This is a genomic window from Ancylobacter amanitiformis (assembly GCF_030814815.1).
Classification (GTDB): Bacteria; Pseudomonadota; Alphaproteobacteria; order Rhizobiales; family Xanthobacteraceae; genus Ancylobacter; species Ancylobacter amanitiformis.
The window spans coordinates 105432-116279 of sequence record NZ_JAUSVR010000012.1 but is presented as its reverse complement, the minus strand read 5'-3'; the positions used below and the strand labels follow the sequence as shown (position 1 = coordinate 116279).

General features: G+C 69.0%; 10 protein-coding genes. 8 read left to right on the top strand and 2 right to left on the bottom strand.

All coding sequences use genetic code 11. From position 1 onward, the window contains the following. Positions 1–444: 444 nt before the first annotated feature. From QOZ99_RS16770 to QOZ99_RS16735, 8 genes are all read left to right on the top strand, one after another. Entirely contained in the window at positions 445–1128 is a 684-nt protein-coding gene (locus tag QOZ99_RS16770; protein WP_306891151.1) for a hypothetical protein, read from the top strand. Between the two features lie 191 nt (positions 1129–1319). Further along, positions 1320–1736, top strand: a complete 417-nt coding sequence (locus QOZ99_RS16765; protein ID WP_306891150.1) for a DoxX family protein — start codon at positions 1320–1322, stop codon at positions 1734–1736. Between the two features lie 73 nt (positions 1737–1809). Beyond that, positions 1810–2730: a VOC family protein gene (locus QOZ99_RS16760; protein ID WP_306891149.1), complete on the top strand. Its 921-nt coding sequence runs from the start codon at positions 1810–1812 to the stop codon at positions 2728–2730. A gap of 53 nt (positions 2731–2783) precedes the next feature. Beyond that, positions 2784–3743 carry a glutathione S-transferase family protein gene (locus QOZ99_RS16755; protein ID WP_306891148.1) on the top strand — a complete coding sequence of 320 codons (960 nt, stop codon included), beginning with the start codon at positions 2784–2786 and terminating at the stop codon, positions 3741–3743. A 117-nt stretch (positions 3744–3860) separates the two neighbouring features. Then, complete coding sequence (locus tag QOZ99_RS16750; protein WP_306891147.1) at positions 3861–4769, top strand: LysR family transcriptional regulator; 909 nt, start codon at positions 3861–3863, stop codon at positions 4767–4769. A 149-nt stretch (positions 4770–4918) separates the two neighbouring features. Continuing rightward, entirely contained in the window at positions 4919–6751 is a 1833-nt protein-coding gene (locus tag QOZ99_RS16745; RefSeq protein ID WP_306891146.1) for a methanol/ethanol family PQQ-dependent dehydrogenase, read from the top strand. Between the two features lie 188 nt (positions 6752–6939). Then, positions 6940–7734: an ABC transporter ATP-binding protein gene (locus QOZ99_RS16740; protein ID WP_306891145.1), complete on the top strand. Its 795-nt coding sequence runs from the start codon at positions 6940–6942 to the stop codon at positions 7732–7734. Further along, positions 7724–8521 carry an ABC transporter permease gene (locus QOZ99_RS16735; RefSeq protein WP_306891144.1) on the top strand — a complete coding sequence of 266 codons (798 nt, stop codon included), beginning with the start codon at positions 7724–7726 and terminating at the stop codon, positions 8519–8521. The genes QOZ99_RS16740 and QOZ99_RS16735 overlap by 11 nt, the downstream gene beginning before the upstream one ends. Before the next feature lie 10 nt (positions 8522–8531). Here the strand turns inward: QOZ99_RS16735 and QOZ99_RS16730 are convergent, their stop codons facing one another. Further along, positions 8532–9632: an ABC transporter ATP-binding protein gene (locus QOZ99_RS16730; RefSeq protein ID WP_306891143.1), complete on the bottom strand. Its 1101-nt coding sequence runs from the start codon at positions 9630–9632 to the stop codon at positions 8532–8534. A 52-nt stretch (positions 9633–9684) separates the two neighbouring features. Continuing rightward, the gene (locus QOZ99_RS16725; RefSeq protein ID WP_306891141.1) at positions 9685–10845 is read right to left on the bottom strand and encodes a sialidase family protein; all 1161 of its coding nucleotides are present in this window, start codon (positions 10843–10845) and stop codon (positions 9685–9687) included. Positions 10846–10848 lie beyond the last annotated feature (3 nt).

Here is a 10848-nt window from a genome sequence, read left to right as displayed (position 1 = left end):
CCGAACCCGCCGTTGCGGTGGCGCCGCGTCGATGGGCGCTTTATAGGGGCCGCCATCCCAATCTGTCAACGGCCTTCTTGCAGAAAAATGACAGGTTGAAATCGGGCGTGTGGATGGAAGCGCGCGAAAGCTAGGGCGCATAAGGCTTTGGGCGGGGTCCCCACAGCGGTTCGACACTGCCATCGATGCGTCATCCAGCCGGTCTGGCGGGGCCGGCCTACGTTGCGACGGTCCTTCCGGAGCGCATGACAGCGGAATTTCGGAGACGCTCTTGGTTCGGTATTTCAATGGGTTGCGGCTCATACACCCGCTTCGAGACGGCAAAGACCCCGACAGAATCGGCGCGGCGAGCACCGCGTCGTGCATCAACGCCAAGGCGGAGCGCTCCCGCTCTGGCCCGTTTCCGGTGACAATGATTTTCCGGCCGCGCACCCAGGCACTCTCATGAAACAAGCCCCGCCCCCCGCCCGCCCCCCTGCACGCGACGTGACCCGCGCGGCGCTGAAGACGCCCAAGGCGGCGGCGATTGCGGGGATCGTCTTTTCGCTGCTGCTGCTCGCCATTTTCGGCCTGCTGCGCAGCGCGGTGCCCGCCGACCCGCTGGAGCGGGGAATCTGGCTCACCGCCGATCGCGGTCAGGTCGGGCTCGCGCTCAACCTCGTGCCCTTCGCCGGCATCGCCTTCCTCTGGTTCATCGGCGTGCTGCGGGATCGGCTGGGCGCGCAGGAGGACCGTTTCTTCGCCACCATCTTCTTCGGCAGCGCGCTTCTGCTGCTGGCGACGATCTTCGTCACGGCGGCCATGATCGGCGCGCTCCTGCTCGCCAGCAGCGTCACGCCGGCGGACGTGCTGATCAACTCGCCGACCTTCACCTTCGCCCGCGCCACCATCTACATCCTGGTGAGCGTCTACGCGCATAAGCTCGCCGGCGTGTTCATGTTCACCACGTCGACCGTGGTCATCTTCACGCGGATCGCCCCGCGCTGGATCGCGCTGCTGGGCTATGTCCTGGCCGTCATCGTCCTGTTCGGCAGCTATTTCATCAACTGGAGCTTCATGGTGCTGCCGATCTGGGTGCTGCTGATGAGCATCCATATCGTGATGGAGACCTTCCGCCGCCCGGCATGAGCCCCGCCGGGGGAGCGCGGCGCGGGAGGGGCGCGGGGCGGACAGATAAGCCGCAAACGCCGGACGGCGCCGCTCACCCGGCGTGCATTCATTCCATATCGGAAACATTTTCTCGGTATCCGGGGTCATTATCATCCGCTTTCATCGGCGACAGGATGGATCATCGCGTCCCCCACACTGGAAGCCCCGTCATGACCGATACCCGCACCGCGCCCTACGCCGCCCTCATCCTGCGGCTCGCCCTCGGCATCCTGTTTCTCGCCCATGCCGGGCTGAAGATCTTCGTGTTCACGCCGGCCGGCACCGCCGGCTTTTTCGGGTCGATCGGCCTGCCGGGCTGGCTCGCCTATGTCACCATCGCGTGGGAACTGGTCGGCGCGCTGGCGCTGATCCTCGGCCTGTGGCCGCGCATCGCCGCGCTGGCGCTGATTCCCATCCTCGTCGGCGCCATCGTCACGGTGCACGGCCCGGCCGGCTTCTTCTTCACCAATCCCAATGGCGGCTGGGAATATCTCGCGCTGTGGATCGTCGGCCTCCTCGCCGTCGCGCTCATCGGTGACGGCGCGCTCGCGCTGCGGCCGACCTCGGCCGCCGCCGCGCGTCGCTGATCGCAACAGGCTGGAGGCCGATCGACGGCCCCGCCGAACATCGTGCGAGGAGGAGGTTCCCATAACCGCGTCCATGACCGCGCCCACCCCTGCGTCCGTCACCGCATCCCCGGCGGACGGCGCGCGGCAGGCTCCCCCTCCCGCCGCCGGCCGCCCCATCGCCCATCCCCCCCTGGCGATGGGGCGCGTCGCGCTCACCGTGAACGACCTCGACCGGGTTGCCGATTTCTATGTCCGTGCCGTGGGCCTCGCGCCCCTGCGCCGGGATGGCGAGACGGCGTGGCTCGGTGCCGGCGACGAGGTGCTGATCGAACTGCGCCAGGACCGCGCCGCACGCCGTCGCTCCCCACGCGAGGCGGGACTGTTCCATACCGCCTTCCTGCTGCCGGAGCGCACCGATCTCGGCCACTGGCTGACACATGCCGCCAGCGCGCGGGTGCCGCTGGTCGGCGCCTCCGATCACGAGGTCAGCGAGGCGCTCTATCTCACCGACCCGGAAGGCAACGGCATCGAGATCTATGCCGACCGTCCGCGCGCGCGCTGGAAATTGCGCGACGGGCAGGTGCACATGTCGACCGGGGCACTCGACCTGCAGGCTCTCGTCGCCGGCGCGCGAACCTCCACATGGGATGGCTTGCCCGTGGGATCGCGGGTCGGCCATGTCCATCTGCAGGTCGGCGCGATCGGCCCGGCCGAGGAGTTCTATGCCGGCCGGCTCGGCTTCGACGTCACCGCCCGCTACCCCGGCGGCAGCTTCTTCGCCACCGACGGCTATCATCATCACCTCGCGGCCAATATCTGGAACAGTCGCGGTGCGGGACCCCGCCTCTATCCCTCGACCGGCCTCGCGGAAATCGAGATCCGGCTCGATCCGGCGCGCCTCGCCGCCGGGCGCGCGCATGATAAGGTTTCGCCCGCGTCGGACTCGACGTCCGCCGAGCTGCGCGATCCCTGGGGAACCGTGATCGCGCTCCGGGCCGTGTCCGCCGGCTGATCGAGATTTGCGGATCGATTGCGCGGATCAAGGCGCGTTGCTGAGGAACCACCATGCTTGTGGACGGAAAATGGGTCGAGAACTGGCAGCCGGTGCAGGCCACCGATGCCAATGGCGGCTTCGTGCGGCAGGTCTCCAGCTTTCGCAGCTGGGTGACGGCGGACGGCGCGCCGGGCCCCACCGGCGAGGGCGGTTTTGCCGCAGAGGCCGGCCGCTATCACCTCTATGTCGCGCTGATCTGCCCCTGGGCCTCGCGCGCCCTCATGGCCCGCACGCTCAAGGGGCTGGAGGCGGCGGTGTCCATCTCCATCCTCAACCCGGTGCTGACCGAGCAGGGCTGGCGGTTCGGCCACCATCCCGGCGCCAATGACGACACGCTCAACGGTGCGACCTATCTGCACGAGATCTACACCCGCGCCGACCCGCACTTCACCGGCCGCGCCACCGTGCCGGTGCTGTGGGACAAGCATCGCGGCACCATCGTCAACAACGAATCCGCCGACATCCTGCGCATCTTCAATACGGGCTTCGGGCGGCTGGCCCATCACGCCGTCGATCTCTATCCCGAGGCGCTCCGCGCGGAGATCGACGCACTCAACGCGGCGATCTATCCGCGGCTCAATAACGGTGTCTACCGCGCCGGCTTCGCCACCACGCAGGGCGCCTATGAGGAGGCTTTCGGCGAGGTGTTCGGCATGCTGGACGAACTGGAGGACCGGCTGGCGAGCGCGGGCCCATTCCTTGCCGGCGAGGCACTCACCGAGGCCGATATCCGCCTGTTCGTGACGCTGGTGCGGTTCGACGCGGCCTATCACGGCATCTTCAAGTGCAACCGGCGCCGGCTTGCCGACTACGCGCATCTCTCCGCCTATCTCGTGCGGGTACTGGCCATTCCCGGCCTGCGCGAAACGGTCAATATCGACCATATCAAGCACGGCTATTATTCGATCCGCGCCCTCAATCCGAACGGCATCGTCCCGCTCGGGCCGCAACTGGCCTGGCTCGACGATTGACCGCGCCGGCCATGGCCCGCGAAGATGATGATGGCGGGCCTGCGCCATCCGGCCGCCGCGTCCGGAAACGCCTCGCGGAAGACCTTCGAGGAAGCGCCTCATGGCAGGAAACGCCTCATGGAACGCCTCGATTGCGATCGCATGCTGGTGGCGGTGCTGGATACCGGCAGCTTCGTGGAGGCGGCGCGGCGGCTGGGGGTGAGCCCGGGTCAGGCGTCCAAGCTGGTGTCCCGGCTGGAAGCCGATCTCGGCGTGCAACTGATCAAGCGCACCACCCGCGCCCTCGCGCCGACCGAAGTCGGGCAGGCCTATTGCGAACGGATGCGGCTGCTGCTGGAGGAGTTCGACACGCTCGATGCCTCGGTGCGCAACGCCTCGGGCGCACCGGCCGGCCGGCTGCGGCTGACCGCGCCGATGTCCTTCGGCACGATTCAGCTGGTGCCGCTGCTGCTCGCCTTCGCCGACGCCTTTCCCGACATTCAGGTCGAGGTTAATTTCTCCGACCGCGTGGTGAACCTGGTCGATGAGGGCTTCGACATGGCGGTGCGGGTGGGCAAGCCCTCCGACAGCAGCCTGATCTCCCGCAAGCTGTGCGACGCCCGGGTGGTGGTGGTCGCGGCGCCGGCCTATCTGGCGCGACGCGGCGTGCCGGCGCGGCCCGAGGATCTCGCCGCGCATGAATGCATCATCGACGAGAATTTCCGCGACCCGTCCAACTGGCGCTTCACCGAGCCGCCGTCGGGAAGCCCGGTCACGATGGCGGTGACGGGCCGGCTGCGCTTTTCCAATGGCGAGGCCTGCCTCGCGGCGGCCGAGGCGGGATTCGGCATTGCCCGCGTGCCGAACTTCATCGCCGGCCGCAGCCTGCGCGAGGGCCGCGTGCAGCCGCTGCTCGCCGCGTGGGACGATGCCTCCATCGCCATCTACGCGCTCTATCCCCCGGCCAGGCATCTGGCGCTGAAGGTGCGCGCGCTGGTCGATTTCCTCGCCGGCAGCTTCCGTAACGGTACCGACTGGAGCGGCTGACACCGCCGAACAGGAAGCCGCTTGGGAAGGCGCATGGGAAGGCGCATGCCGGGGCCGGGATGGCGCTGGCGGCGCGGCCGGCGCGTGCTATCGGTTCGCATCAGGGGCCGGCATCGCGCCGGATGACAGATGGCTGGCAGGAGGCGCGCATGAGCGCAGGATTGATCGCAAGACGCCTCGTCACCGCCCTGCTCGGCCTTGCTCTGCCCCTGATCGCCCCGCCGGCGGCGCGGGCCAATGACGACGTGCTCGCGCGCAGTGCCGACCCGGCGGAACAGGTGATCCAGACGCTGGATTACGCCAATACCCGCTTTTCCCGCCTCGACCAGATCAATGCCGGCAATGTGGGCCGGCTCAAGGTGGCATGGACCTTCTCCACGGGCGTATTGCGCGGACATGAGGGCAGCCCGCTGGTTGTCGACGGCGTGATGTATGTCCACACCCCGTTTCCCAACATGGTCTATGCGCTCGACCTCGACCATGACGGCCGCATCCTGTGGAAATACGAACCGAGCCAGACGCGCGACGTCGCCGCCATCATGTGCTGCGATCTCGTCAATCGCGGCCTCGCCTATGCGCAGGGCCTGGTCTTTCTCGCCCAGGCCGACACCACGGTCGTCGCGCTCGACGCGAAGACCGGCGCGGTGCGCTGGAGCGTGAAGAACGGCGATCCCCGGCGCGGCGAATCCAACACCGCCACCGTGCTGCCGGTGAAGGACAAGCTCATTGTCGGCCTTGCCGGGGCCGAGTTCGGCGTGCGCGGGCACATCAGCGCCTATGACATCGAGGACGGCACGCTGGCCTGGCGCGCCTGGTCCACCGGCCCGGATGCCGACATGCGTGTCGATCCGGAGAAGACCACGCAACTCGGCCGGCCGGTCGGGCCGGATTCCTCGCTGAAGAGCTGGGAGGGCGAGCAGTGGAAGGTCGGCGGCGGCGCGCCGTGGGGCTGGTTCGCCTACGACCCGAGGCTGAACCTCATCTATTACGGCACCGCCAATCCCGGCACCTGGAATCCCTCGCAGCGCCCGGGCGACAACCGCTGGACCAACGCCATCTTCGCCCGCGACGCCGATACCGGCATGGCGCGCTGGGTCTACCAGCTAACGCCGCACGACCAGTGGGACTATGACGGCGTCAACGAGATGATCCTCACCGATCAGCCGTTCGAGGGCCGCGCGCGGGCGCTGCTCACTCATTTCGACCGCAACGGCTTCGCCTACACGCTGGACCGCGCGACCGGCGAACTGCTCGTTGCTGCCGCATTCGATCCGAAGGCCAACTGGGCCAGCGGCATCGACCTCGACAGGGCGAGCCCCACCTATGGGCGCCCCCGCCTCGATCCGAAATTCGGCACCGAGGCGGAAGGCGAGGATGTCACCTATTCCGGCATCTGCCCGGCCGCCATCGGCGCCAAGAACCAGCAGCCGGCGGCCTTCTCGCCCGTCACCGGCCTGTTCTACGTGCCGGCCAGCGCGCTGTGCATGGATTATGAGCCATTCCACGTCGATTACGCCGCCGGCCAGCCCTATGTTGGGGCGACGCTCGCCATGTATCCCGCGCCGGGCGGGGACGGGAGCACCGGCCGTTTTCTCGCCTGGGACAATATCCGCGGCCGCACGGTGTGGTCGCTGCCGGAGCGTTTCTCGGTATGGTCCGGCGCGCTCGCCACGGCCGGCGGCGTGGTGTTCTACGGCACGCTGGAAGGCTACCTGAAGGCGGTGGATGCGGCCACCGGCAAGGAACTCTACCGGTTCAAGACGCCCTCCGGCATTGTCGGCAACGTGATGACCTACACGCATGGCGGCCGGCAATATGTCGCCGTGCTGTCGGGCATTGGCGGCTGGGCCGGCATCGGCCTCGCCGCCGGCCTCACCGACCCCAATGCCGGCTCCGGAGCGAAGGACGCCTATGCCGCGCTGAGCCGCTACACCGCGCTGGGCGGTCAGCTCACCGTGTTCACGCTGTCCGAGGGACCCTAGCGGATCGGCCTCTCACTATTGACAGGGCACGCGTCGATCTGATTGCCCTTCACTCAGATCGACGCGGACTCGCGGCGGAACCATGCGCCCCTCGCCGCCGTTCGATGCGGCAAGCCTCGCAGACCCCGCGAAAGACGGACCCCGAGGCGACGCCTACCCTTCCCGCGTATAACGAATGGGCCGAAGGCATGCCGACCACCCCGGAATCGACGGCCGCCACGCCCGCAAGCCCCCCGGTGCCGCCGCACGTGCCGCAGGGCGTGGCGGATGCCGGCGCCAGCATCGACCTCGACGTGCACGACCTCGACATCCGCGAACTCGACGTGCGCGACCTCAGCCGCCGGGTGAGCGGCCGGACTCTCGTCGACCGCGTCACCGTGGCCATTCGCCAGGGTGAGATCCTCGCCATTGTCGGGCCGAGCGGGGCGGGCAAATCATCCTTCATCCGCCTGCTGAACCGGCTCGACGAGCCGACCGGCGGCACCGTGCTGTTCAAGCGGCAGGACTACCGCCAGATCGATCCGCGTGTGCTGCGCCAGCGCGTCGGCATGGTGCTGCAGACCCCGTTTCTGTTTCCCGGCACCGTCGCCGCCAACCTCGCCTTCGGGCCCGCCCAGCGCGGCCGGACCCTGCCGGCCGACGAGATCGCCGCGCTTCTCGCGAAGGTGGAACTGCCGGGCTACGAGCCGCGGGACGTCTCCACCCTGTCGGGCGGGGAAGCCCAGCGCGTCTCGCTGGCGCGCAGCCTCGCCAACCAGCCCGAAGTGCTGCTGCTCGACGAGCCGACCTCCGCGCTCGACGAGGAGAATGTGCGCGGCATCGAGCAGTTGATCATGACGATCAACCGGACCAGCGGGACGACCTGCGTGATCGTCACGCATAACCGGGAACAGGCCCTGCGCATCGCCCCGCGCACGCTCTATCTCGACGCCGGCCGGCTGGTCGCCGTGGGCAACACCCGGGAGGTTCTCGATGCCCACTGAGTTCATCGACGACCAGGTGATGCGCGCGCTGGTGCAGGCCGGCGGCGCCATCCTCCTGTGCCTCGGCGTGGTGGCGCTGTGCCGCCATTACGGGCTGCGCATCGGCCGGGAGGCTTCGGTCTCGCTGGTGCGCGGCCTCATCCAGATGGCGCTGGTGGGCGTGCTGCTCGGCCTTCTCCTCACCGGCGGCGCTCTTGTGGCGGGCCTGATCCTCGCCGGCATGGTGGCGGCGGCCGGCTGGACCGCGGCGCGCCGTCTGCCCGAGATCGAGGGCGCGCTCGCCATCTCCGTCCTCGCCATCGGCGTCGGCGCCGGCACGGTCATCCTGTTCATGATCGCGATACGGGCGGTCGAGCCGCATGTGTCCATTCTGGTGCCGGTGGGCAGCATGATCATCGCCAACAGCATGAATGCGTGCGCGCAGGGAATGGAGCGGTTCAAATCCGACGTCACCGCCCATGTCGGGCAGGTGGAGGCCGCGCTGAGCCTGGGCGCCGCCGCGCCGGCGAGCGTGTCGCCCTTCGTGCAGAGCGCCGTCTATGCCAGCCTGCTGCCGCGTCTCGACATGCTCAAGTCGCTCGGCCTCGTGTGGATACCGGGCGTGATGGCGGGCATGATGGTATCGGGCGCCAGCCCGCTCTATGCCGGCATCTTCCAGTTCATCATCGTGGCGATGATCCTCGCGGCGTCCGGCATTTCCGGTACGGTGGCGATCGTGCTGATGCGCGGGCGCGTCTTCTCGCCCGCCGCGCAATTGCTGCTGCGCCCCGCCGCCAAGGCGCCGTGACGCGCCCTTCTCACACCGAAACGCGCAGGCCCGATGGGGCGAACAGGTGGCATCCCGCCATGTCGAGCCCGAGTTCCAGCGTCTCGCCCGCATGGATCGGCGCGCCGGCATGGCGCAGCACCAGCCGGCCGGCCGGATGGTCGCCCGCATGCAGGTGCCAGGCCCCGCCGACATATTCGCTGAAGCTTATGCGGGCCTGAAGGCGGTGGGGGCGCGGCTCCAGGCCGAGATGTTCCGACCGCACGCCCAGTTCCACGGAATCATCGATCCTGAGCCCGTGCCGCTCGGCGACGGCGAGGGCGAGCGGCTCGCCGGCAACGCCCGGCAGAAGGCCCGGCAGGTCGATCGTCACCCGGCCCGGCTCGACCCGCGTCACGCGGGCGGCGAGGAAGTTCATGCGCGGCGAGCCGATGAAACTCGCCACGAAGCGGTTGGCCGGCCGCTCATAGAGCATCGTCGGCGACCCCGCCTGCTCGATGCGGCCATCGCGCAGCACGACGATGCGGTCGGCCATGGTCATGGCCTCGATCTGGTCGTGGGTGACATAGATCATGGTTGTCGCGAGGCGCCGGTGCAGCTCCATCAGCTCCGCGCGCATCTCCACGCGCAGCTCGGCGTCGAGATTGGACAGCGGCTCGTCGAACAGGAACAGCGAGGGCTCGCGCACGATGGCCCGGCCGATGGCGACACGCTGGCGCTGGCCGCCGGACAGTTCCTTCGGGCGGCGCTCCAGCAGGCGGGTGATCTGCAGCGTCTCGGCGGCGCGGGCGACGCGGACCGCGCGCTCGGCCCTGGAAATGCCGGCCATGCGCAGCGCGAAGCCCATATTCTCCGCCACGCTCATATGGGGGTAGAGCGCATAGGACTGGAACACCATGGCGAGGCGGCGCCCGGCCGGCGGCACCCCGCGCACATCGCGGTCATCGAACCGGATGGCGCCCTCGGTCGGCACCTCCAGCCCGCAGATCAACCGCAGCAAGGTGGACTTGCCACAGCCCGAGGGACCGACGAACACGGCGAACTCGCCGTCCTCCACGGTGAGATCGATCCCGCGGATCGCCTCGAAAGCGCCGAAGCGCTTGGTGATGCCGCTCAGTTCGACGCGCGACATGGCAGGACTCCAGCTGGGCAGGCGGCGACAGGCCGGGCGAAGGGATGCGCGCTCATGGCAGGCGCGCCGTGACGGAATGGATGCCGGTGAGCCCGGCGGCATCCTGCGCGTAATAGACGACCACGAGGTCGCCATTCGCCCGCAGCCCGGCCGTGGGATAGCCGAGATCCTTGGTGGCGAGGTCGTCGACCAGCGCCACCGCCTCGCCCCAGCTTTCCCCTTCATCCTCGGACAGGTGCAGGACGATGCCAAAGGGCGGCGCGCGGCGTCCGGCGACCGCGGCGAGACGCCCATCCGCGAGGCGGATCAGATGGGCGGGATAGGCGCGGATGCCGGTGGGGCGCGGCGCGCTCCAGCGGCGGCCATCATCGTCGGAATGCACCGCGTGCAGCTGCCGCGTGCCATTGTCGCGCAGCAGCAGGAGAATACGGCCCGAGGGCAGCAGCAGCGGTGCCGGCTCCTCGAATTCATGGCCCTCGCCCTCCGCCACCAGGATCGGCGGAGACCAGCTTTCCCCGCCGTCGCGCGAGCGCACGACGAAGATCCGCCGGTAATCGGGAACGTCGGAGAGCGGCAGGAGGATGTCGCCGCCCATCGTTTCCACCGCCCCACGCATGCCGTAGCCGCCGCTGAACGGCGCGGTGGCGATGACACGCGTCGCGTGGAAGCTGCGTCCGTGATCCTCCGACAGGTGCACCACGGTGCGCCCGCCGCCGCGCGCCCAGGGAAAGGCGCGCTCCGCCTCCCCCGCCAGAGCGGCGGGGGTGAAGGCGTCAAGCTCGGGCGAGGCCGCGAGATCGGCGAACAGCGCGCCGGGCATCACCACGTCCTGCCGGCCGAGCGCGCGGGCGCGCTCCAGCGGCAGCCATTCGAACCGCCACTGGTTGAGCAGCACCCGCCCCGAGCGCAGCACGGTCAATCCCGCGCATTCGACCCCGCTCCAGTCGTAATCGGGCACGACGGAGGGCGGGCTCCAGCTCGCCCCCTCGTCATTCGAACGCATCATCACGTTGCGGTAGTCCGGATCCTGCGGCGGATGCAGGATGAGCTTGCGGCGCGGCACCCGGTTGAACACCAGGAGCCAGCCGCCATCCCTCGCCACCGCGAGGTGGGGGTGGGCGCAATAGGCGTCCACCTCGCGATGAAGGATGCCGCGCTGGACGATCTCCGCCCGCGGCGGGGACCGCCGCCGTCCCGTTCGAACGCTCGACATGCC

Coding starts and splice junctions, on each gene's coding strand:
- QOZ99_RS16770 (WP_306891151.1), top strand. CDS start 445: ATGAAACAAGCCCCGCCCCCCGCCCGCCCCCCTGCACGCGACGTGACC.
- QOZ99_RS16765 (WP_306891150.1), top strand. CDS start 1,320: ATGACCGATACCCGCACCGCGCCCTACGCCGCCCTCATCCTGCGGCTC.
- QOZ99_RS16760 (WP_306891149.1), top strand. CDS start 1,810: ATGACCGCGCCCACCCCTGCGTCCGTCACCGCATCCCCGGCGGACGGC.
- QOZ99_RS16755 (WP_306891148.1), top strand. CDS start 2,784: ATGCTTGTGGACGGAAAATGGGTCGAGAACTGGCAGCCGGTGCAGGCC.
- QOZ99_RS16750 (WP_306891147.1), top strand. CDS start 3,861: ATGGAACGCCTCGATTGCGATCGCATGCTGGTGGCGGTGCTGGATACC.
- QOZ99_RS16745 (WP_306891146.1), top strand. CDS start 4,919: ATGAGCGCAGGATTGATCGCAAGACGCCTCGTCACCGCCCTGCTCGGC.
- QOZ99_RS16740 (WP_306891145.1), top strand. CDS start 6,940: ATGCCGACCACCCCGGAATCGACGGCCGCCACGCCCGCAAGCCCCCCG.
- QOZ99_RS16735 (WP_306891144.1), top strand. CDS start 7,724: ATGCCCACTGAGTTCATCGACGACCAGGTGATGCGCGCGCTGGTGCAG.
- QOZ99_RS16730 (WP_306891143.1), bottom strand. CDS start 9,632: ATGTCGCGCGTCGAACTGAGCGGCATCACCAAGCGCTTCGGCGCTTTC.
- QOZ99_RS16725 (WP_306891141.1), bottom strand. CDS start 10,845: ATGTCGAGCGTTCGAACGGGACGGCGGCGGTCCCCGCCGCGGGCGGAG.